Source organism: Pseudomonas sp. Z4-20 (assembly GCF_051131955.1).
In the GTDB taxonomy this organism is placed as follows: domain Bacteria; phylum Pseudomonadota; class Gammaproteobacteria; order Pseudomonadales; family Pseudomonadaceae; genus Aquipseudomonas; species Aquipseudomonas marvdashtae.
In genome coordinates this window covers 611,140-632,353 of the sequence record NZ_CP071641.1, presented here as the reverse complement: position 1 = coordinate 632,353, position 21,214 = coordinate 611,140, and the positions used below count along the sequence as shown (strand labels likewise).

At 56.0% G+C, this 21,214-nt stretch carries 16 protein-coding genes, 3 tRNA genes, 3 rRNA genes and 2 pseudogenes; 9 read left to right on the top strand and 15 right to left on the bottom strand.

Going from position 1 to position 21,214, the window contains the following annotated elements; all coding sequences use genetic code 11:
* The 10 genes from J3P82_RS03000 to tyrS all read right to left on the bottom strand — a co-directional run bounded on the left by J3P82_RS03000 (window position 1) and on the right by tyrS (window position 9,502).
* Window positions 1-85, bottom strand: a tRNA-Tyr gene (locus J3P82_RS03000).
* A 142-nt stretch (window positions 86-227) separates the two neighbouring features.
* Window positions 228-683, bottom strand: coding sequence for a hypothetical protein (locus J3P82_RS02995; RefSeq protein WP_434560634.1), 456 nt, complete (start codon window positions 681-683; stop codon window positions 228-230).
* A 7-nt stretch (window positions 684-690) separates the two neighbouring features.
* Window positions 691-1,440, bottom strand: a complete 750-nt coding sequence (locus tag J3P82_RS02990; protein ID WP_434560632.1) for a pantothenate kinase — start codon at window positions 1,438-1,440, stop codon at window positions 691-693.
* Window positions 1,430-2,386 (bottom strand): bifunctional biotin--[acetyl-CoA-carboxylase] ligase/biotin operon repressor BirA, encoded by a 957-nt coding sequence (gene birA, locus J3P82_RS02985; protein ID WP_434560630.1) that lies wholly within the window; start codon window positions 2,384-2,386, stop codon window positions 1,430-1,432. Before birA ends, J3P82_RS02990 begins: the two co-directional genes overlap by 11 nt.
* A 133-nt stretch (window positions 2,387-2,519) precedes the next feature.
* A 5S ribosomal RNA gene (gene rrf / locus J3P82_RS02980) occupies window positions 2,520-2,635 on the bottom strand.
* A 160-nt stretch (window positions 2,636-2,795) separates the two neighbouring features.
* Window positions 2,796-5,687 (bottom strand): 23S ribosomal RNA (locus J3P82_RS02975).
* Window positions 5,688-5,929: 242 nt separating this feature from the next.
* Window positions 5,930-6,005: transfer RNA gene (locus J3P82_RS02970), tRNA-Ala, on the bottom strand.
* Between the two features lie 10 nt (window positions 6,006-6,015).
* Window positions 6,016-6,092 (bottom strand) — tRNA-Ile (locus J3P82_RS02965).
* A gap of 123 nt (window positions 6,093-6,215) precedes the next feature.
* Window positions 6,216-7,752 (bottom strand): 16S ribosomal RNA (locus J3P82_RS02960).
* The 16S, 23S and 5S rRNA genes sit together here with 2 tRNA genes alongside, the layout of an rRNA operon.
* 550 nt (window positions 7,753-8,302) lie before the next feature.
* Window positions 8,303-9,502, bottom strand: coding sequence for a tyrosine--tRNA ligase (tyrS, locus tag J3P82_RS02955; RefSeq protein ID WP_434560628.1), 1,200 nt, complete (start codon window positions 9,500-9,502; stop codon window positions 8,303-8,305).
* A gap of 211 nt (window positions 9,503-9,713) precedes the next feature.
* Between tyrS and J3P82_RS02950 the strand changes: the two genes are divergently transcribed.
* Window positions 9,714-11,132 (top strand): peptidoglycan DD-metalloendopeptidase family protein, encoded by a 1,419-nt coding sequence (locus J3P82_RS02950; protein WP_434560626.1) that lies wholly within the window; start codon window positions 9,714-9,716, stop codon window positions 11,130-11,132.
* Between the two features lie 3 nt (window positions 11,133-11,135).
* Window positions 11,136-12,227 carry an anhydro-N-acetylmuramic acid kinase gene (locus tag J3P82_RS02945; protein ID WP_434560624.1) on the top strand — a complete coding sequence of 364 codons (1,092 nt, stop codon included), beginning with the start codon at window positions 11,136-11,138 and terminating at the stop codon, window positions 12,225-12,227.
* A gap of 67 nt (window positions 12,228-12,294) precedes the next feature.
* Here J3P82_RS02945 and erpA read toward each other — a convergent pair whose 3' ends face one another.
* Window positions 12,295-12,645: an iron-sulfur cluster insertion protein ErpA gene (gene erpA, locus J3P82_RS02940; RefSeq protein WP_003177727.1), complete on the bottom strand. Its 351-nt coding sequence runs from the start codon at window positions 12,643-12,645 to the stop codon at window positions 12,295-12,297.
* A gap of 150 nt (window positions 12,646-12,795) precedes the next feature.
* Entirely contained in the window at window positions 12,796-13,830 is a 1,035-nt protein-coding gene (gene argC / locus J3P82_RS02935) for an N-acetyl-gamma-glutamyl-phosphate reductase (RefSeq protein WP_047702261.1), read from the bottom strand.
* A gap of 133 nt (window positions 13,831-13,963) precedes the next feature.
* Between argC and hemJ the strand changes: the two genes are divergently transcribed.
* From hemJ to coq7, 6 genes and pseudogenes are all read left to right on the top strand, one after another.
* Window positions 13,964-14,395 carry a protoporphyrinogen oxidase HemJ gene (gene hemJ / locus J3P82_RS02930; RefSeq protein WP_186614369.1) on the top strand — a complete coding sequence of 144 codons (432 nt, stop codon included), beginning with the start codon at window positions 13,964-13,966 and terminating at the stop codon, window positions 14,393-14,395.
* Window positions 14,396-14,428: 33 nt separating this feature from the next.
* Window positions 14,429-15,377: pseudogene (locus J3P82_RS02925) on the top strand (NAD(P)H-dependent flavin oxidoreductase).
* A 44-nt stretch (window positions 15,378-15,421) separates the two neighbouring features.
* Window positions 15,422-16,384, top strand: coding sequence for a DUF805 domain-containing protein (locus J3P82_RS02920; RefSeq protein ID WP_434560622.1), 963 nt, complete (start codon window positions 15,422-15,424; stop codon window positions 16,382-16,384).
* A gap of 62 nt (window positions 16,385-16,446) precedes the next feature.
* The gene (locus J3P82_RS02915; RefSeq protein WP_434560620.1) at window positions 16,447-17,235 is read left to right on the top strand and encodes an SDR family NAD(P)-dependent oxidoreductase; all 789 of its coding nucleotides are present in this window, start codon (window positions 16,447-16,449) and stop codon (window positions 17,233-17,235) included.
* A 40-nt stretch (window positions 17,236-17,275) separates the two neighbouring features.
* A pseudogene (locus J3P82_RS02910) lies at window positions 17,276-17,365 on the top strand (HIT domain-containing protein); the annotation flags it as partial.
* Between the two features lie 75 nt (window positions 17,366-17,440).
* Complete coding sequence (coq7, locus tag J3P82_RS02905; RefSeq protein ID WP_186614362.1) at window positions 17,441-18,088, top strand: 2-polyprenyl-3-methyl-6-methoxy-1,4-benzoquinone monooxygenase; 648 nt, start codon at window positions 17,441-17,443, stop codon at window positions 18,086-18,088.
* 99 nt (window positions 18,089-18,187) lie between these two features.
* On the opposite strand, the gene speD is transcribed toward coq7, so the two are convergent.
* Window positions 18,188-18,982, bottom strand: coding sequence for an adenosylmethionine decarboxylase (gene speD, locus J3P82_RS02900; RefSeq protein ID WP_039590886.1), 795 nt, complete (start codon window positions 18,980-18,982; stop codon window positions 18,188-18,190).
* Between the two features lie 237 nt (window positions 18,983-19,219).
* The gene (locus tag J3P82_RS02895) at window positions 19,220-19,642 is read right to left on the bottom strand and encodes an OsmC family protein (RefSeq protein ID WP_059407363.1); all 423 of its coding nucleotides are present in this window, start codon (window positions 19,640-19,642) and stop codon (window positions 19,220-19,222) included.
* Between the two features lie 232 nt (window positions 19,643-19,874).
* On the opposite strand from J3P82_RS02895, the gene crp reads away from it, so the two are divergent.
* Complete coding sequence (gene crp / locus J3P82_RS02890) at window positions 19,875-20,519, top strand: cAMP-activated global transcriptional regulator CRP (protein WP_434560618.1); 645 nt, start codon at window positions 19,875-19,877, stop codon at window positions 20,517-20,519.
* Here crp and J3P82_RS02885 read toward each other — a convergent pair.
* Window positions 20,516-21,208 (bottom strand): lipoate--protein ligase family protein, encoded by a 693-nt coding sequence (locus J3P82_RS02885; RefSeq protein WP_434560616.1) that lies wholly within the window; start codon window positions 21,206-21,208, stop codon window positions 20,516-20,518. The genes crp and J3P82_RS02885 overlap by 4 nt on opposite strands.
* Window positions 21,209-21,214 lie beyond the last annotated feature (6 nt).

Genomic DNA, 21,214 nt, shown 5'->3' with positions numbered 1-21,214 from the left:
TGGTGGAGGGGGAAGGATTCGAACCTTCGAAGTCGTAGACGTCAGATTTACAGTCTGATCCCTTTGGCCGCTCGGGAACCCCTCCTAAGCGAGCCGGCATTCTATATCATGCCAGCCTTCTGTCAAGCATTTTCTCATTAAAAACCTGAGGTTAGCTGCGTTGACCACGCTTCGTATCGCCAACCCTTAAGGGTCTTCGCTGCGAAGCGGGCGCCATTCTATGCAAACTACCCAGCGGGTGCAACCCCTTCACAGGGCATTATTTTATGTTTTAACTCATTGAATTCTTTGGAAAGGTTTTGGATCGTTGCGTCACTCAACTTTCCCGCGCTTTCCGAGGGAATCTGAAGCCAGAATGCTCCGCCCTCCGGAGAGTCCGGGGAGACCAACGTGACGGGACGCGCTACAACCCCCAACGAAACCAACCGCTGCTCCAGTTGCCTGGCCGATTCCGGGCGCAAAACACCGCCCAGATAATTACAGCTCTTGCGTGCTTCACCCGTTTTGCCTTTGTCACGCCGGACAAGCGAATCCGCCGTCTCGCTCAAGAGATGAATATCCTGCTGAGAACCGCGATACAAACTCAGCGGAGTAACGTCCTTGGCGCGAAGCGGGGCCTCTTGCTGATGCCAGATGTAGTAAAAGCCATTCAAAACCAGCAACAAAAGAAACAGCCACCGCATAGAAACCTCAAGACAAAGGACAGGCCATCGCCAAACCAACAAAGACCAAGTCAGGCGCGACCTTGGCATCAGGAACAACCCCGGAAACCAGCCCGGCGTCCCCTCCCGTTAAAAACACCTCGAAATTCTTTCCCCAATATTGCTTCGCCAATTCAAGTTGAGTCAGGACGAACCCCCTGAGCATCAGCATACAGCCACGCTCAACCGCTTCCACCGTCGCCCTACCCGGCGCAAGACTCTCGTGAGCTCGCTCCGCGGCAGTATCGTCATACCGAATTCGCCGTGTATGGGTACGCAACTGATTACGCATCAAAGGCATACCAGGACAAATAAACCCGCCGAGATGCTCACCGTCCGCCGCCACGAAATCCGCCGTAACAGCCGTGCCAAAATCAAGTACAAGGCACGCCCCGGATGCGAGATGGAAGCCGCCAAGCAAGGCTAGCCATCGATCGAGACCTAATCGCTCATATTCTTCGTAACCGTTTTTCACACCCGCCATGTCCCGAGCGGGCACAGCACGAGCCACCGACACCCCAAATGCGCTCACGAGGGAGGCAACCAGGGAGTCAGTTTCGTCAGGGGTCCTGACACTTACAAGGCGGCACTTTTCCAGCCGAAATTTCTCAGCATCGCTCAGGCTAGCCAGCAGGTCATCGTCAGAACTGACTACGCCCCCTTCGACAGGCGTCACGCCATCGGAGCGAAGGACGCGCCACTTGATAAAGCTATTGCCGCAATCGAGCTCAAGAATCATCACGCAACCTCAAACTGAGCTCACCGCCGCTAAAAATTTTCTCCACACCATCCACCTTCAAGCGCAGCGCACCCTGAGGGTCGATGCCCATCACCACCCCGTCAATTTGATTGGCACCTGCAATCAGCGAAACAGCCTTTCCCTGCCATAAGTGGAAGTGTTCCCACTCTTGCTGAATCGCTGCAAACCCAGACACTTGGTGCAATGTCAGATAGTGCTGGAGCTTTGCACTCAGGCGCACCACCAACTCGTTCCGATCAAAATCCCGGCCTGCCTCCAAACTCATGGACGTCCATTGCTGATCAACCTCCTCAGTCGACCGCATATTCACATTGATCCCTACGCCCAGGACAACATGACAAACATCTGCCGGGTCTCCTACCAATTCAAGCAGAATACCTGCGATTTTTTTCTCACCAACCAAGACATCGTTGGGCCATTTGAGTCCCACATTCATGCCGCCTAGGTCGCGCAATGTCTGCATGACGGCGAGCCCGACAACGAGGCTCAGGCCTTCGATCTGCCGCATGCCGCCTTCGATGCGCAACACCAAGCTGTAGTAGAGGTTGTCAGCGAATGGACTGACCCATTTACGGCCGCGACGACCACGACCCGCTACCTGGCGTTCGGCCAAGATCAAGGAGGGCGCCGCCATACCACGCTCTATAGCGCGCAAAGCTTCGGCATTGGTGGAGTCGATGGAGTCATGTATTTGGACAGGCCACTCGAACCCTTCTTTCGAGACAATTTCGGCCGCATCTAAAAGCAACAGCGGTCTTGCCAACTGATACCCCCTGCCTCGGACCTTATGGACGGACAACCCTAGTTCCGCCTCCAGATGTTGTAATTGCTTCCACACCGCGCTACGGCTGATACCCAACCCCGCACCCAGCGCCTGGCCTGAATGAAAGCGGCCGTCCTTCAGAAGTTTTAGCAACGTGAGCATACGAACCGTGCCTGATAAGGAGGCCCGCATGATAGCCATGCACAGGGCAGTTGCATAGAAACACCAAACTTGCTTTTCTACAGGCAAAACAAAACCCCTACCTGCATCAGCAGATAGGGGTTTCGGAATTTAATCTTGACGATGACCTACTCTCACATGGGGAAACCCCACACTACCATCGGCGATGCATCGTTTCACTGCTGAGTTCGGGATGGGATCAGGTGGTTCCAATGCTCTATGGTCGTCAAGAAATTCGGGTACTGAGTCGTGGCCGGTTGGCCTCGCTTCAGCAAATTGGGTATGTGATAGCTTCGGTGTTTTGTGAGATTCGAACTTTCGGTTCGTTTCGTCTTCACACACCGCAATCTGGTGCCCTGCGTGCAGGATCAGCAAATTGCTTGGGTGTTATATGGTCAAGCCTCACGGGCAATTAGTACAGGTTAGCTCAACGCCTCACAGCGCTTACACACCCTGCCTATCAACGTCGTAGTCTTCGACGGCCCTTCAGGGGACTCAAGGTCCCAGTGAGATCTCATCTTGAGGCAAGTTTCCCGCTTAGATGCTTTCAGCGGTTATCTTTCCCGAACATAGCTACCCGGCAATGCCACTGGCGTGACAACCGGAACACCAGAGGTTCGTCCACTCCGGTCCTCTCGTACTAGGAGCAGCCCCTCTCAAATCTCAAACGTCCACGGCAGATAGGGACCGAACTGTCTCACGACGTTCTAAACCCAGCTCGCGTACCACTTTAAATGGCGAACAGCCATACCCTTGGGACCGGCTTCAGCCCCAGGATGTGATGAGCCGACATCGAGGTGCCAAACACCGCCGTCGATATGAACTCTTGGGCGGTATCAGCCTGTTATCCCCGGAGTACCTTTTATCCGTTGAGCGATGGCCCTTCCATACAGAACCACCGGATCACTAAGACCTACTTTCGTACCTGCTCGACGTGTCTGTCTCGCAGTCAAGCGCGCTTTTGCCTTTATACTCTACGACCGATTTCCGACCGGTCTGAGCGCACCTTCGTACTCCTCCGTTACTCTTTAGGAGGAGACCGCCCCAGTCAAACTACCCACCATACACTGTCCTCGATCCGGATAACGGACCTGAGTTAGAACCTCAAAGTTGCCAGGGTGGTATTTCAAGGTTGGCTCCACGCGAACTGGCGTCCACGCTTCAAAGCCTCCCACCTATCCTACACAAGCAAATTCAAAGTCCAGTGCAAAGCTATAGTAAAGGTTCACGGGGTCTTTCCGTCTAGCCGCGGATACACTGCATCTTCACAGCGATTTCAATTTCACTGAGTCTCGGGTGGAGACAGCGCCGCCATCGTTACGCCATTCGTGCAGGTCGGAACTTACCCGACAAGGAATTTCGCTACCTTAGGACCGTTATAGTTACGGCCGCCGTTTACCGGGGCTTCGATCAAGAGCTTCGCGTTAGCTAACCCCATCAATTAACCTTCCGGCACCGGGCAGGCGTCACACCCTATACGTCCACTTTCGTGTTTGCAGAGTGCTGTGTTTTTAATAAACAGTCGCAGCGGCCTGGTATCTTCGACCGGCGTGGGCTTACGCAGCAAGTGCTTGACCCTCACCGGCGCACCTTCTCCCGAAGTTACGGTGCCATTTTGCCTAGTTCCTTCACCCGAGTTCTCTCAAGCGCCTTGGTATTCTCTACCCAACCACCTGTGTCGGTTTGGGGTACGGTTCCTGGTTACCTGAAGCTTAGAAGCTTTTCTTGGAAGCATGGCATCAACCACTTCGTCACCTAAAGGGTAACTCGTCATCAGCTCTCGGCCTTAGAATCCCGGATTTACCTAAGATTCCAGCCTACCACCTTAAACTTGGACAACCAACGCCAAGCTGGCCTAGCCTTCTCCGTCCCTCCATCGCAATAACCAGAAGTACAGGAATATTAACCTGTTTTCCATCGACTACGCTTTTCAGCCTCGCCTTAGGGACCGACTAACCCTGCGTCGATTAACGTTGCGCAGGAAACCTTGGTCTTTCGGCGTGGGTGTTTTTCACACCCATTGTCGTTACTCATGTCAGCATTCGCACTTCTGATACCTCCAGCAAGCTTCTCAACTCACCTTCACAGGCTTACAGAACGCTCCTCTACCGCATCACTTACGTGATACCCGTAGCTTCGGTGTATGGTTTGAGCCCCGTTACATCTTCCGCGCAGGCCGACTCGACTAGTGAGCTATTACGCTTTCTTTAAAGGGTGGCTGCTTCTAAGCCAACCTCCTAGCTGTCTAAGCCTTCCCACATCGTTTCCCACTTAACCATAACTTTGGGACCTTAGCTGACGGTCTGGGTTGTTTCCCTTTTCACGACGGACGTTAGCACCCGCCGTGTGTCTCCCATGCTCGGCACTTGTAGGTATTCGGAGTTTGCATCGGTTTGGTAAGTCGGGATGACCCCCTAGCCGAAACAGTGCTCTACCCCCTACAGTGATACATGAGGCGCTACCTAAATAGCTTTCGAGGAGAACCAGCTATCTCCGAGCTTGATTAGCCTTTCACTCCGATCCACAGGTCATCCGCTAACTTTTCAACGGTAGTCGGTTCGGTCCTCCAGTTAGTGTTACCCAACCTTCAACCTGCCCATGGATAGATCGCCCGGTTTCGGGTCTATTCCCAGCGACTAGACGCCCTATTAAGACTCGCTTTCGCTACGCCTCCCCTATTCGGTTAAGCTCGCCACTGAAAATAAGTCGCTGACCCATTATACAAAAGGTACGCAGTCACCCAACAAAGTGGGCTCCCACTGCTTGTACGCATACGGTTTCAGGATCTATTTCACTCCCCTCTCCGGGGTTCTTTTCGCCTTTCCCTCACGGTACTAGTTCACTATCGGTCAGTCAGTAGTATTTAGCCTTGGAGGATGGTCCCCCCATATTCAGACAAAGTTTCTCGTGCTCCGTCCTACTCGATTTCACTTCTAAGATCCTTTCGCGTACAGGGCTATCACCCACTATGGCCGCACTTTCCAGAGCGTTCCGCTAAAATCAAAGAAGCTTAAGGGCTAGTCCCCGTTCGCTCGCCACTACTAAGGGAATCTCGGTTGATTTCTTTTCCTCAGGGTACTTAGATGTTTCAGTTCCCCTGGTTCGCCTCTTGCACCTATGTATTCAGTACAAGATAACCATCTTATGATGGCTGGGTTCCCCCATTCAGACATCTCCGGATCACAGTCTGTTTGCCGACTCCCCGAAGCTTTTCGCAGGCTACCACGTCTTTCATCGCCTCTGACTGCCAAGGCATCCACCGTATGCGCTTCTTCACTTGACCATATAACCCCAAGCAATCTGGTTATACTGTGAAGACGACATTCGCCGAAAATTCGAATTCCTCAACTAAGAGAACTCACAAATTTTACCTTAGCCTGATCCGTTACCAGTGAAAGTAACGTCCAGTCTATCTTTCTATCACATACCCAAATTTTTAAAGAACGATCTAATCAAAAGACTAGAAATCAACATTCACCATCACGTCGATGGAATGCTCATTTCTAAGCTTTCAGAAGCAGTTTATGGTGGAGCCAAGCGGGATCGAACCGCTGACCTCCTGCGTGCAAGGCAGGCGCTCTCCCAGCTGAGCTATGGCCCCATTACAAAATTGGTGGGTCTGGGCAGATTCGAACTGCCGACCTCACCCTTATCAGGGGTGCGCTCTAACCAACTGAGCTACAGACCCAATTTCGAGCTTGTAACTGTTAGCTGTGAGCTATCAGCTTGGAGCTTAAAGCTGCTTCTATCGTCTTCTTCAATGAATCAAGCAATTCGTGTGGGAGCTCATGGAGCAGCTGCGGTCGTCGATTAAGGAGGTGATCCAGCCGCAGGTTCCCCTACGGCTACCTTGTTACGACTTCACCCCAGTCATGAATCACACCGTGGTAACCGTCCTCCCGAAGGTTAGACTAGCTACTTCTGGTGCAACCCACTCCCATGGTGTGACGGGCGGTGTGTACAAGGCCCGGGAACGTATTCACCGCGACATTCTGATTCGCGATTACTAGCGATTCCGACTTCACGCAGTCGAGTTGCAGACTGCGATCCGGACTACGATCGGTTTTGTGGGATTAGCTCCACCTCGCGGCTTGGCAACCCTCTGTACCGACCATTGTAGCACGTGTGTAGCCCAGGCCGTAAGGGCCATGATGACTTGACGTCATCCCCACCTTCCTCCGGTTTGTCACCGGCAGTCTCCTTAGAGTGCCCACCATAACGTGCTGGTAACTAAGGACAAGGGTTGCGCTCGTTACGGGACTTAACCCAACATCTCACGACACGAGCTGACGACAGCCATGCAGCACCTGTCTCAATGTTCCCGAAGGCACCAATCCATCTCTGGAAAGTTCATTGGATGTCAAGGCCTGGTAAGGTTCTTCGCGTTGCTTCGAATTAAACCACATGCTCCACCGCTTGTGCGGGCCCCCGTCAATTCATTTGAGTTTTAACCTTGCGGCCGTACTCCCCAGGCGGTCAACTTAATGCGTTAGCTGCGCCACTAAGAGCTCAAGGCTCCCAACGGCTAGTTGACATCGTTTACGGCGTGGACTACCAGGGTATCTAATCCTGTTTGCTCCCCACGCTTTCGCACCTCAGTGTCAGTATCAGTCCAGGTGGTCGCCTTCGCCACTGGTGTTCCTTCCTATATCTACGCATTTCACCGCTACACAGGAAATTCCACCACCCTCTACCATACTCTAGCTCGACAGTTTTGAATGCAGTTCCCAGGTTGAGCCCGGGGATTTCACATCCAACTTAACGAACCACCTACGCGCGCTTTACGCCCAGTAATTCCGATTAACGCTTGCACCCTCTGTATTACCGCGGCTGCTGGCACAGAGTTAGCCGGTGCTTATTCTGTCGGTAACGTCAAGACACCAACGTATTAGGTTAATGCCCTTCCTCCCAACTTAAAGTGCTTTACAATCCGAAGACCTTCTTCACACACGCGGCATGGCTGGATCAGGCTTTCGCCCATTGTCCAATATTCCCCACTGCTGCCTCCCGTAGGAGTCTGGACCGTGTCTCAGTTCCAGTGTGACTGATCATCCTCTCAGACCAGTTACGGATCGTCGCCTTGGTGAGCCATTACCCCACCAACTAGCTAATCCGACCTAGGCTCATCTGATAGCGCAAGGCCCGAAGGTCCCCTGCTTTCTCCCGTAGGACGTATGCGGTATTAGCGTCCGTTTCCGAGCGTTATCCCCCACTACCAGGCAGATTCCTAGGCATTACTCACCCGTCCGCCGCTCTCAAGAGGTGCAAGCACCTCTCTACCGCTCGACTTGCATGTGTTAGGCCTGCCGCCAGCGTTCAATCTGAGCCATGATCAAACTCTTCAGTTCAAACATCTTTGGGTTTTGAGAAAACCCTAAACTTGGCTCAGCAATCGTTGGTTACATCTTTGATTTCTCGCGGAGTAACTTGTGATGCTGATAATCTGTTGACTAGCAGTCTGACTCCACAAGCACCCACACGAATTGCTTGATTCAGTTGTTAAAGAGCGGTTGGCTGAGTCTTTCGTCTCAACCGAGGCGCGCATTCTACAGCGCCTCGTGTATCTGTCAAGCGGTTATTTTTAGAAGTTTTCAAAGTTTCCTTATCAACTTCAACCACTTGCGCTTCCGATCTCTCGTTAGCGGGAGGCGAATTCTACAGCGTTAGTCGCTGCTGTCAACACCTCTTTTTCTCCGCTTTCGACCGAGAAGATCGAACCGCCGATAGAGCCAAACAACGCCGCCCTACCCGCTCCTTCCGTGCCTCGATGAACTGAAGCCCGCCTACGTCGAAACCTACTTAACTCGTTGAAACTCAAGGAGTTTTCCGTTTCGACTGCGCCGGAAGTGGGGCGAATTATAGACACCCAGGATTTGCCGTCAACCGTTATTTCCAGCTTTATTCCGATTTAAGCGTAATGCGCGCAAAAGCCTTCTTGCCGGCTTGGCATACATGAGTGGAACCCAGCTCATATATATAGGTGCGATCCACAACCTCACCATCTATACGCACACCGCCCGAACCCAGGAGATCTCGCGCCACCGCCGCATTCTTGACCAAGCCCGCTTTATTAAGGACCGCCGCAATCGGCATAGCCTCGGTAGCAGTCAGTTCAATTTCAGGCAGATCATCCGGCAGCTCGCCATCCTTCATACGGTTACCCGCCGCCCGATGAGCATTGGCCGCTGCCTCCGCACCATGGAAACGCGCAACGATCTCTTCGGCCAGTTTGATCTTGATGTCTCGCGGATTAGCCCCTGCCTCTACATCGGCTTGGAACGCATCAATCTCTTCCATGGACCGGAAGCTCAACAGCTCGAAGTAACGCCACATCAGCGCATCGGGGATGGAAACCAGCTTGCTGTACATGACGCCCGGCGCTTCCTGGATACCTACGTAGTTACCCAAGGACTTGGACATCTTCTTCACGCCATCCAGGCCTTCGAGCAATGGCATGGTCAGGATGCACTGCGCTTCCTGACCATAACCGCGCTGCAGCTCACGCCCCATCAACAGGTTGAACTTCTGATCGGTACCGCCAAGCTCAACGTCCGCGCGCAATGCAACCGAGTCATAGCCCTGTACAAGCGGGTATAGGAACTCGTGAATGGCAATTGGCTGATTGGATTTATAGCGCTTGTCGAAATCATCGCGCTCGAGCATACGAGCCACGGTGTATTGGGACGTCAGGCGAATGAAATCCGCCGGCCCCATCTGATCCATCCAGGTGGAGTTGAAAGCCACTTCGGTCTTGGCCGGGTCAAGAATCTTGAAAACCTGGGTCTTATAGGTCTCGGCATTATCGAGAACCTGCTCACGGGTCAGCGGCGGGCGCGTGGCACTCTTCCCGCTTGGATCACCGATCATCCCGGTGAAATCACCTATAAGGAAGATGACTTGGTGCCCCAGCTCCTGGAACTGGCGCAGCTTATTAATAAGCACGGTATGACCCAGGTGCAGATCGGGTGCCGTCGGATCGAAACCAGCCTTGATGCGCAGCGGCTGCCCGCGCTTGAGCTTTTCGATCAGCTCGGACTCGACCAACAGTTCTTCCGCACCACGTTTGATCAGCGCTAGCTGCTCTTCAACCGACTTCATAACAGACCCGTAAGGCTCAGATTCAAAGGGCACCAACCATACAAGATCGCGCACCAAATACAAGGTTTGCCCGGCGCGCGGACGCCAATCCACAGAACAGAGCTTCCGCGGGCTTGCTTCGCAGGGGTTTTGGTTATATTTTATACAGTTATTTCATCTTCATCATGTCATTCATCTTTTCCAATTCATCTTTCAAAAGCCAAAATTACTTATGACCACAGAACCGTCTAAAGCGCCGCCGCTTTACCCAAAGACCCACCTGCTTGCCGCAAGTGGCATCGCAGCCCTCCTTAGCCTGGCGCTCCTGGTGTTTCCCTCCAGCGATGTTGAAGCCAAAAAGACGACTCTGAGTCTTGAACTGGAAAGCCCTGCTGAACAACTGACACAAGAACAAGACGCCGCCGAAACCGTTCAAGCCACAAACGAACCGGCCGCATCTCCTTTTGCACAGATTGAAAACAGCCCGGAAGACACCGCAGCGACCGCTGCCCAGGTAGAACCCCCTGTTGCGGAAGAAAAGAAAGGCCCCGATCATCGCGAAGTGATAGTTGCCAAGGGCGACACACTTTCCACCCTCTTCGAAAAGGTTGGCCTGCCCTCGACGTCGGTCCATGAAATTCTTGCCAGCGACAAGCAAGCCAAGCAGTTCATTCAACTGCAACGTGGCCAGAAACTCGAGTTCGAACTCAATCCAGACGGACAGCTGACCAACCTGCACACCAAGCTGAGCGATCTGGAAAGCATCACCCTGACCAAGAACGACAAGGGTTATGTATTCAACCGCGTCACCGCCAAGCCCACCGTTCGCTCAGCCTACGTCCACGGCGTCATCAACAGTTCGTTGTCCCAGTCCGCTGCGCGCGCAGGCCTTTCCCATAGCCTGACCATGGACATGGCCAGCGTATTTGGCTACGACATCGACTTCGCCCAGGACATTCGCCAGGGTGACGAATTCGACGTCATCTATGAGCAGAAAGTAGTCAATGGCAAGAGCGTCGGCAACGGCCCGATTCTTTCCGCGCGCTTCACCAACCGCGGCAAGACGTACACCGCAGTGCGCTACACCAACAAGCAAGGCAACAGCAGCTACTACACCGCCGACGGCAACAGCATGCGCAAGGCATTCATCCGTACACCGGTTGATTTCGCCCGCATCAGCTCCAGGTTTTCCGCCGGTCGCAAGCACCCGATCCTGAACAAGATTCGCGCCCACAAGGGTGTCGACTACGCCGCCCCACGTGGTACGCCAATCAAGGCAGCCGGTGACGGCAAGGTATTGCTGGCAGGACGTCGCGGTGGTTATGGCAACACCGTGATCATCCAACATGGCAATACCTACCGCACGCTGTACGGCCACATGCAGGGCTTCGCCAAAGGCGTGAAGACTGGCGGTAGCGTCAAGCAAGGCCAGGTGATCGGCTACATCGGGACCACGGGACTGTCCACCGGCCCGCACTTGCACTATGAGTTCCAGGTCAACGGCGTGCACGTCGATCCGCTGGGCCAGAAGTTGCCGATGGCCGACCCAATCGCCAAGGGCGAGCGCGCACGTTTCCTGGCTCAAAGCCAACCCTTGATGGCGCGCATGGATCAAGAGAAAGCCACCCTGCTGGCTTCGAGCAAGCGCTAAGCCATGGCGCTCTATATCGGTGTGATGTCCGGGACCAGCCTGGATGGCTTGGATATCGCACTGATCGAACTGACCCCGGCGATCAAATTGATCGCCACGCACTACATCCCCATGCCTGCCGTTCTGCGCGCTGAATTGCTCGGATTGTGCAGCAGCGGGTCCGATGAGATCGCCCGCTCCGCCATTGCCCAGCAAAACTGGGTAAAGCTGGCCGCACTGGGCATCCATACCCTGCTCAACGAACAGAAACTCAAGCCTGAAGACGTCACGGCGATTGGCAGCCACGGCCAGACCATCCGCCACGAACCGGCCCGCGGATTTACCGTGCAAATCGGCAATCCGGCATTGTTAAGCGAATTGACCGGCATCTCCGTGGTCAGCGATTTCCGCAGCCGCGATGTCGCCGCTGGCGGACAAGGCGCGCCATTGGTCCCTGCGTTTCACGAAGCATTGTTCGAAGAACGAGCCGGTAATCGCGCCATACTCAATGTCGGCGGCTTCAGCAACCTCAGCCTGATAGAACCCGCAAAACCCGTGGCCGGTTTCGACTGCGGCCCGGGCAACGTGCTGCTCGATGCCTGGATATATCAACAACAAGGCGAACATTTTGATCGCGACGGCCAATGGGCTGCCAGCGGGAAAGTCGAGCCAGTTCTGCTCAAGGCTCTGCTCAGCGATCCTTTCTTCGTCACCAAGGGCCCGAAAAGTACCGGCCGCGAAGTATTCAACCTGCCGTGGCTGAGCCAGCATTTATCGCAGTTGCCAGCTTTCGCCCCGGAGGACGTACAGGCCACGCTGCTCGAACTGACGGCTTTGACCATCGTCGAATCGCTGCAACATGCCCAATCCAATACTCAGGAACTGCTGGTCTGCGGCGGCGGCGCGCACAACCGGACACTCATGAAACGCCTGGCTGAGCTGCTGCCGGATACCAAAGTCAGCAGTACGGCGGTGTACGGCGTGGACCCGGACTGGGTTGAAGCCATGGCTTTTGCCTGGCTCGCCCATTGCTGCCTTGAAGGCATCCCGGGCAACCGTCCAAGTGTCACCGGCGCCCGCGGCTTGCGTGTACTTGGCGCCATCTATCCGGCCTGAAATCAATAACGCCAGACAAAAAAACGCCGCAGGGCCGTAAGGCACTGCGGCGTTCTTATTGAAGCCCTCAGATCGAGAACGAAGAACCGCACCCACAAGTCGTGGTGGCGTTAGGGTTCTTGATCACGAAACGCGACCCTTCCAGACCTTCCTGATAATCCACCTCGGCACCTGCCAGGTACTGGAAGCTCATCGGGTCGACCACCAGGCTGACGCCTTCGCGCTCGACGATGGTGTCGTCTTCGGCCACTTCTTCATCAAAAGTGAAGCCGTACTGGAAACCGGAACAACCGCCGCCCGTGACAAATACGCGCAGCTTCAAACGATCATTACCCTCTTCATCGACCAGGCTCTTCACCTTGTGCGCAGCACCGTGGGTGAATTGCAAAGCCGTGGGGGTGAAGGTTTCGACGCTCATGCTGAATATCTCCCGGCGTTTACGCCGCCATAATGCGTGATGGCGGGCATTATCCGCTTCTCCTACAAAATCGGTCAACTATTTGCGCAGCAGCTGCAAGCCGCAAGCTTTAAGCCATAAGCTCGTAGTTTACAGCCTGCAGCTCGTGATTTATGGCAGCATCCCCGCGTGGGACAGGCCCAGCCGCTCATCCAGCCCGAAGAGGATGTTCAGGTTCTGTACCGCTTGGCCGGAAGCACCCTTGACCAAGTTATCGATTACCGACAAGACCACGACCAAGTCGCCGTCCTGCGGGCGATGCACAGCGATCCGGCATACGTTCGCGCCGCGGACACTGCGGGTTTCCGGATGGCTGCCAGCCGGCATCACGTCGACAAATGGCTCATCGGCGTAACGCTTCTCGAACAACGCCTGCAGATCCACGGAGCGATCCGCCACGGTGGCGTAGAGGGTGGAATGGATACCACGGATCATGGGCGTCAGGTGCGGCACGAAAGTCAGGCCGACGTCCTTGCCTGCCGCGCGGCGCAACCCTTGGCGAATCTCCGGCAAGTGACGATGCCCTTTGACCGCGTAGGCCTTCATGCTCTCCGAGGTTTCGGAATACAACGAGCCAACGCTGGCACCTCGCCCGGCGCCGCTGACGCCCGACTTGCAGTCGGCGATCAGGCGCGAAGCATCGGCGAGACCGGCCTCCAGCAACGGCAGGAATCCCAACTGCGTCGCGGTCGGATAGCAACCCGGCACCGCGATCAGCCGTGCCTGCCTGATTTTTTCACGATTGACTTCCGGCAAGCCGTAGACCGCTTCATCAAGCAGTTCCGGCGCACCGTGAGGCTGGCCGTACCACTTGGCCCACTCGTCCGCGTCCTGCAGGCGAAAGTCCGCCGACAGATCGATGACCTTCGTCCCGGCGGCCAACAGCTCACCCGCCAGAGCGTGCGCAACGCCGTGAGGCGTAGCGAAAAACACCACATCGCAGGCGCCCAGGGTCTTGATGTCCGGAACGCTGAATGCCAGGCCGTCGTAATGCCCTCGCAGGTTCGGGTACATATCGGCAACGGCCAGGCCGGCCTCGGATCGAGAGGTAATGACGACCACCTCAGCCTGCGGATGCTGTGCCAGCAGACGCAGCAGTTCGACACCGGTGTAACCCGTGCCGCCGACGATACCGACCTTGACCATAAACCTGCCCTCAACGAACCACTGGAAAGCCGTCGATGATAGGGGGCACGCGCTGCGGCGACAACCGCCAAGGTGACGTGTGGCCGCTACAACCTCTACTATCGGGGCTACCGTGAACCTGGGAATAATCAAAATGCTCTATCTATGGCTCAAAGCACTTCACATCGTCAGCATGGTCTGCTGGTTCGCTGGCCTGTTCTACCTGCCTCGCCTGTTCGTCTATCACGCACAAAGTGAGGACAGCGTCAGCAAGGAACGCTTCTGCGTCATGGAGCGCAAGCTGTATCGCGGTATCATGGGCCCGGCAATGATCGCTACCCTGGTGTTCGGGATCGCGTTGCTCAGCCTCAATGCCAGCGCTTACTTTACTCAAGGGGGCTGGATGCACGCGAAGCTGACCCTTGTGGTGCTGTTGATCGGCTACCACCATATGTGCGGCGCTCAGGTGAAGCGCTTCGCCCGTGGCGAAAACACCCGCAGCCATGTCTTTTATCGCTGGTTCAACGAAGTGCCGGTGCTGATATTGCTGGCTATCGTAATCCTGGTGGTGGTCCGGCCGTTCTGATTCCGATCCCATCATTCACCCGGGGTACTTCCAATGTCGCTGCCCGCTCTGCTTGAACAACGCCTTCGACTGCCCGTCGTGGCGGCACCGATGTTCCTCATTTCCAATCCACAGTTGGTACTGGCCTGCTGCCGCAACGGCGTCGTAGGGAGCTTTCCGGCGCTGAATCAGCGCGAAACCAGTGGCTTCAAGGCCTGGGTGGAAGAAATAGAAGCGGGCCTGGCGACCTTGGAAAAGCCGGCGCCCTACGCGGTCAACCTGATTGTTCACAACAGCAATCCGCGGCTTCAGGCTGACCTGGCGATCTGCATCGAACACAAGGTGCCAATCATCATTACCAGCCTGGGCGCAGTAAAGGAACTGGTTGACGCGGTTCATGGCTATGGCGGCCTGGTGTTCCACGACGTGACCACCCGCCGCCATGCTGAAAAAGCCGCCGAGGCCGGTGTCGATGGCTTGATCGCCGTCGCAGCCGGTGCGGGTGGACATGCCGGGACCTGGAGCCCGTTCGCACTGATTGCCGAGATCCGCCAGTTCTTCGATAAAACCCTGCTACTTGCAGGGTCCCTGAACCATGGCCATCAGATCCTGGCGGCACAGTTACTCGGTGCCGACCTGGCCTACTTTGGGACGCGCTTTATCGGTACGAGAGAAAGTCATGCGTCTGACGCTTATAAAGAGATGTTGCTCACATCCAGAGCTGCGGACATCGTGCATACCGGCGAGTTTTATGCGTCAAAGCCTGGAAAACGCCGGCTTCGACCTGATCACCCTTCAAGGCAAGGGTGGGGCCGACTCCGGCTCGAAACTCAAACCGCTGCACGATGAAGCCAAGGCCTGGAAGACCGTATGGTCCGCAGGCCAGGGTGTAGGCGACATTGATGATTTGCCAAGCGTCGACCAATTGATCGCGCGCTTGGATAAGGAATACCGCCAGGCGCAAGCCCGGGCGGCACAACTTGGCGGCCAATGGCCCCGCTGAACCCACTAATACGAATTCAACTTGGAAAGACAGGGATGCCCGGCATGAGTGAAAACCGTTTCAACATCGTATTCGACGGAGCCTTGCTGCCAGGCGTCGATACTACTACCGCCAAGCTCAACCTCGCCGAGTTGTTCAAAAGCGACGTCAGCGCCATCGAACGGTTGTTCAGTGGTCGCAAGGTGTCTCTTAAAAACAACCTGTCACAAGGTGAAGCACAGCAGTATCTGGAAGCGCTTCACAAGAGCGGGATCGATGCACGAATCGAAGCCGAACCGTCCCTCCAGCTGAGCCTCGGCGAGGTGCAGGAGTCGACGCACCAACCCGGCTCACGCCATTCGGATTCGATCGTCGATCCAGTGTCTCCCTATGCTCCCCCCCGCGCGCCAGTCGGCGAAACACTTGCCGAATACAGCACACTCAAACCCTTCAGCTTCGATGGTCGCATCGGGCGCCTGCGTTACCTGGCCTGGACCATGGTGCTGACGCTCGCGGTACTGCCGCTGGTCGGCCTGGGCTTCTGGTTCGCCACGACTTGGCTATTGGCTTCCGACTCGGTGACTGGGCTCGTCGTCGGCGGCCTGCTCGGCGCAGTCGTCCTGATTGCCTTTGCCTTCGTCAGCATCCAGTTTAACGTCCAGCGTCTGCATGACCTCGGCTGGTCGGGGTGGTTGTGGCTGATCAACCTCGTCCCATTTGTAGGCAGCATCTTCCCGTTCATCCTCATCATCGCTCCGGGCAATACCGGTGCGAACCAGTACGGGCCACCACCACCGCGCAACACCACGGCAGTAAAGCTGTTGGCGTCGCTATGGCTGGTGATGATCGTGCTGATTTTCGTCGCCACGTTCGCCGGCATCTTTGGTGCTCTCCAAGAGGACTATGGCAGCGGTGCCTCAAGCAGCTATGAAAGCAGCGAATCCAGCGGCGAAACCACTGAAGAACCCGCCGCCGAGGCAGCCGAGCCCGCTGCGCCTTCTGTAGACTATGAAGAAGAGGAACAATAAGCGCGCTTCGTACCGGTGACAGCCCTGTCCACCCGCGGCGGGCTGTTGCGATGGAGAACTGCATGACCCGTTACGCCCTCATAACTGGCGCCTCCAGTGGCATCGGCCTGGCGATGGCTGAAGCACTGGCCCGGCGCGGTCGCAACCTGATATTGGTGGCTCGGCAGCGTGACCGATTGGAAAGTATCGCCCTCGAACTGACGCAGCGATTTGGCGTGGAAGTGCTGTTCCGGGCTTGTGATCTGGGCGAGCCACTGAGGCTTTCCGGTTTTCTGCTGGAGCTGGAGGAAGGCGAGCGCCAGATCGACCTGCTGGTCAACTGCGCCGGCATCGGTAGCAGCGGTCCCTTCCTCGGCCAGGACTGGATGACCGAACAGGACCTGATCGAAATCAACATCCTCGCCCTGACACGCCTGTGCCATGCGGTAGGCAACAGCATGGCGTTGCATGGGGGCGGTCAGATTCTAAACGTCGCCTCGATTGCCGCGTTCCAGCCAGGTCCTTGGATGAGTACCTATTACGCAAGCAAGGCCTATGTGCTGCACTTCTCCGAAGCTCTGCGGGTCGAACTGAAGAAATGCGCGATCAAGGTATCAGTGCTCTGCCCAGGCCCGACCCGGACCGGCTTTTTCGCCAAGGCGCAGATGGATGAAAACAAACTCAACGCGACTGGACTGTTGATGAGCCCGGAGGAAGTGGCGCTGTATGCCGTACGCGCACTGGACCGGAACCGCGCGATCATCATTCCCGGACGTCGAAATCGCTGGCTGGCCGCGCTGCCGCGGCTTGGGTCGCGATGGTTGGTGCGAACCATCACTGGCATGATCAACAAGGCCTACTGCCCGCGTTGAACATCTTTCTGTTTGAAAAGCCACGCCCGCCCTGTTCGCCGTGAACTGCAGTGAACTTGGTGGACAGACCGTCTATCACATTCATATGCATGTGCTGGGACAGCGCCAAATGAATTGGCCACCGGGTTGATACCGCTGACCCAACGCAAATCTTCAACGGCCGATTGGGTTAAACTGGCCGCCGTGATTTTCCCCGGAGGTAAGCATGACTACCCAACGTCACTACTCGCCCATTGACCGCCTGCTCCTGCAAGCCGATACCGCGATGCGAACACTGCTGCCTTTCAGCGGCCAGCCGTATCGCCCGTCACCGGCGATCGTGCAACCAGACGTCAAGATGAGCGATGAAGAGACTCGCCATGTCGCAGGATTGATGCGCATCAACCATACCGGTGAAGTCTGCGCCCAGGCGCTCTATCAAGGCCAGGCATTGACAGCAAAACTGCCCCAGGTCCGCGAGGCAATGGAACATGCCGCCGAGGAAGAGATCGATCACCTGGTCTGGTGCGAGCAACGCATCCACCAGTTGGGCAGCCACACCAGCGTGCTAAACCCGCTGTTCTACGGTATGTCATTCGGCATCGGTGCAGTTGCCGGGCTGATCAGTGACAAGGTCAGCCTGGGCTTTGTCGCCGCGACCGAACATCAAGTGTGCAAGCATTTGAATGAGCATCTGCAGCAGTTGCCGGCCGAGGATGAAAAATCCAGGGCAATTCTCGAGCAGATGCGTAAGGACGAAGAGCACCATGCCGAAAGCGCACTTGAAGCAGGTGGTTTTCGGTTTCCGGCCCCGGTCAAATTCGGCATGAGCCTGCTGGCTAAAGTCATGACGAAGAGTACTTATCGGATCTGACAGCAAAATCGGCATCAGGCCCTTATAGAGCCAGCGGCTTCCAAAACAAAAAAAGGCGACTACCCCCAGGGCAGTCGCCTTTTTTGTAGCCGAAAAACTTTAGCGCGGCATGTTGCGCGCGTAGAAAATCTCCAGCATTTCGTGCTTCACACGCTCTTCCACTTGGCCACGCTGTTCAATAGACAGGTTGCTGGTGGCATCGCCGAACAGGTAGTTATCCAGTTCGAAGTCTTTGAGGAGCATTTTGGTGTGGAACAGGTTCTCCTGGTACACGTTCACGTCGGTCATCTGATACGCGTCGCGAGTGTCTTCGGAGAGATAGTTCTGGATCGAATTGATCTCGTGATCGATGAAATGCTTGTGGCCTTCCACGTCCCGGGTGAACCCGCGCACGCGGTAATCCACGGTCACGATGTCGGAATCGAACTGGTGAATCAGGAAGTTGAGCGCCTTGAGCGGTGAAATGACACCACAGGTCGACACATCGATGTCCACACGGAACGTCGCGATACCGTCCACCGGGTGGATTTCCGGATAGGTGTGAACCGTGATGTGGCTCTTGTCGAGGTGGGCCAGGATAATTTCAGGCAACGGACCTGGGGACTCTTCGATCTGGCTGTCGGTCGGTGTCACCGGCTCTTCCGAGATCAAAATGGTCACGCTGGCGCCCTGGGGTTCATAGTCCTGACTGGCGATGTTCAGGATGTTGGCACCAATGATATCGACAACTTCCGTGAGGATCTGCGTGAGGCGCTTGGCGTTGTACTCTTTATTGATGTACTCGACGTAGGCCTGCTGGTCTTGCGGGGTTTCCGCATAGCAGATGTCATAGATGTTGAAGCTCAAGGTCTTTGTCAGGTTATTGAACCCATGGAGCTTGAGTTTGCTTTTCACCGTTTAAAAACTCTCTGTGTATTGCGGCCCGGCCGCGTGATCAAGCATGCCCGTCAGATGCGAAGACGCACCTGCGTAGGACGGTTAACACCTCTTCGCGATGGCGATTTTGGTTGTCTGTCCAGGCAAGCAATCGGACGCAAGCCGATCACTGCCCTGAAAAAAGTGGCGCATTATGCAGACGTCGGCTTCTGATCGCCAGAGCTTGCACCGCTTTTGTGATGGTTGGATGTCGATTCAACCCAATTCGATGATTTCATAATCGTGGGTGATTTCAACACCGGCGGCACCGAGCATGATCGAGGCCGAGCAATATTTCTCCGCCGACAACTCGATTGCGCGCTTGACCTGGGCTTCCTTAAGGCCTCGGCCCTTCACCACGAAATGCATGTGGATCTTGGTAAATACCTTCGGATCCTCGGTGGCGCGCTCGGCTTCCAGGAAGGCCTCGCAACTCTCAACGGCTTGGCGCGACTTCTTCAGGATGCTGACCACATCGAAGTTGCTGCAACCACCTACGCCCAGCAGCAGCATTTCCATCGGCCGGACACCCAGGTTCCGACCTCCGGACTCAGGAGGGCCATCCATGACGACCACATGACCGCTGCCTGACTCACCGAGGAACATGGCTTCGCCAGCCCATTGGATGCGTGCCTTCATCGCCAAGACTCCACTGTTAAAAAAGGGGGCGCCAGCTTAGCACAGCCCCTCGCGATGGCGGCCCCTGCGTAAGGACGCCTGGAGCCGTTGCGCGTACGTAAATTCTCGAATTAATTTGTAACGCCTCTGTTAAGCTGGCGCCCAGCCGCTGGCGTATGGCCAGCTTTTGGCGATAGCCATTAGCCCCTATCAAAACCAAACCACCACACCGCGCAGTTTTCGGGATACAACCATGGTTGCCATTACTCCCACGTCCAAGATCAAGAACCTCGACAAGCTCTTGATGCATTGCCAGCGTCGCCGCTACCCCGCCAAGCACAACATCATTTGTGCCGGCGATCGTTCCGACACGCTGTTTTTCATCATCAAGGGCTCGGTCACTATCCTGATCGAAGACGATGACGGTCGGGAGATGATCATCGCCTACCTGAACTCCGGGGATTTCTTTGGCGAGCTGGGTTTGTTTGAACAGGCGGGCAAGGAACAGGAACGCAGCGCCTGGGTGCGGGCAAAAGTCGAATGTGAAGTCGCCGAGATCAGTTACAGCAAATTCCGAGAGCTGTCCCAACAAGATCCGGACATTCTTTACGTCCTCAGCGGACAAATCGCACAGCGGTTGCGTAATACCACCCGCAAAGTGGGTGACCTCGCCTTCTTTGACGTAACAGGTCGCGTGGCTCGCTGCCTGCTGGATCTGTGCAAGCAGCCAGACGCCATGACCCACCCGGACGGCATGCAGATCAAAGTGACCCGCCAGGAAATCGGCCGGATCGTGGGTTGTTCCCGGGAGATGGTCGGCCGTGTGCTCAAGGACCTGGAAGAGCGCAATCTGGTCAACGTCAAAGGCAAGACCATGGTGGTGTTCGGCACCCGCTAGAAGCTATCCAGCAATTCCCGGTACAAGGTCTCAAGTCGCTCCAGGGCGTGGGGCGCGGGGAATTTTTCATGGAGGGCGATGTGGCTTTCGGCACGCACGCGCTGCTCCAGGCCACAAGCCTCATTGAAACGATTGACCGTCGCGACCATGGATTCGCGTTCGTCCTCCAGCAGCAGCGCGCCGTGCACAAGCCCTACCGGGCGCTGGCCGCCCTTGCTCTGCCGCCAACGCTGCGCTGTCCCGACCATTTTCCGGCCGTCGAGATTGACGTTGAAGCGCCCGTCACAGAACGCACCCTCCACTTCACCCAGCGAAGCCACCCCGCCCAGCTCATCGAGCAATTGGCAGATCGGATCGCACAGCCGACGGTAGGCGGTTTCGATTCGACCGTGATCGCCCTCGCTTCGCGGCGGTGCGTAGACCAGCGCGATATTGACGGTAGCGGCTGACTGGGGCACCGGTTCGCCCCCGGTCTCACGCAACAGCACCGGCCAGCCATTGGCGGCGGATACCTCGCAGGCAAGTTCGAACCCCGGCAAGCGACTCAAGCGACGCGGCATGACCAACGCACGGTCACGAGGCTGCCAGAACAGCAAGCCCGAGTCAGCATCGCCAGCGCACACGCTGGCCAGCAAGTCCTGCTCGGCTTGCAGGCCGTTTTCGACTGTGAAGGATATGGCTGGAGGCATGAAGAA

Coding starts and splice junctions, on each gene's coding strand:
- birA (WP_434560630.1), bottom strand. CDS start 2,386: ATGCTCACGTTGCTAAAACTTCTGAAGGACGGCCGCTTTCATTCAGGC.
- J3P82_RS02945 (WP_434560624.1), top strand. CDS start 11,136: ATGGCGCTCTATATCGGTGTGATGTCCGGGACCAGCCTGGATGGCTTG.
- argC (WP_047702261.1), bottom strand. CDS start 13,830: ATGGTCAAGGTCGGTATCGTCGGCGGCACGGGTTACACCGGTGTCGAA.
- crp (WP_434560618.1), top strand. CDS start 19,875: ATGGTTGCCATTACTCCCACGTCCAAGATCAAGAACCTCGACAAGCTC.
- J3P82_RS02895 (WP_059407363.1), bottom strand. CDS start 19,642: ATGAAGGCACGCATCCAATGGGCTGGCGAAGCCATGTTCCTCGGTGAG.
- J3P82_RS02920 (WP_434560622.1), top strand. CDS start 15,422: ATGAGTGAAAACCGTTTCAACATCGTATTCGACGGAGCCTTGCTGCCA.
- J3P82_RS02885 (WP_434560616.1), bottom strand. CDS start 21,208: ATGCCTCCAGCCATATCCTTCACAGTCGAAAACGGCCTGCAAGCCGAG.
- coq7 (WP_186614362.1), top strand. CDS start 17,441: ATGACTACCCAACGTCACTACTCGCCCATTGACCGCCTGCTCCTGCAA.
- erpA (WP_003177727.1), bottom strand. CDS start 12,645: ATGAGCGTCGAAACCTTCACCCCCACGGCTTTGCAATTCACCCACGGT.
- hemJ (WP_186614369.1), top strand. CDS start 13,964: ATGCTCTATCTATGGCTCAAAGCACTTCACATCGTCAGCATGGTCTGC.
- J3P82_RS02915 (WP_434560620.1), top strand. CDS start 16,447: ATGACCCGTTACGCCCTCATAACTGGCGCCTCCAGTGGCATCGGCCTG.
- J3P82_RS02950 (WP_434560626.1), top strand. CDS start 9,714: ATGACCACAGAACCGTCTAAAGCGCCGCCGCTTTACCCAAAGACCCAC.
- J3P82_RS02990 (WP_434560632.1), bottom strand. CDS start 1,440: ATGATTCTTGAGCTCGATTGCGGCAATAGCTTTATCAAGTGGCGCGTC.
- tyrS (WP_434560628.1), bottom strand. CDS start 9,502: ATGAAGTCGGTTGAAGAGCAGCTAGCGCTGATCAAACGTGGTGCGGAA.
- J3P82_RS02995 (WP_434560634.1), bottom strand. CDS start 683: ATGCGGTGGCTGTTTCTTTTGTTGCTGGTTTTGAATGGCTTTTACTAC.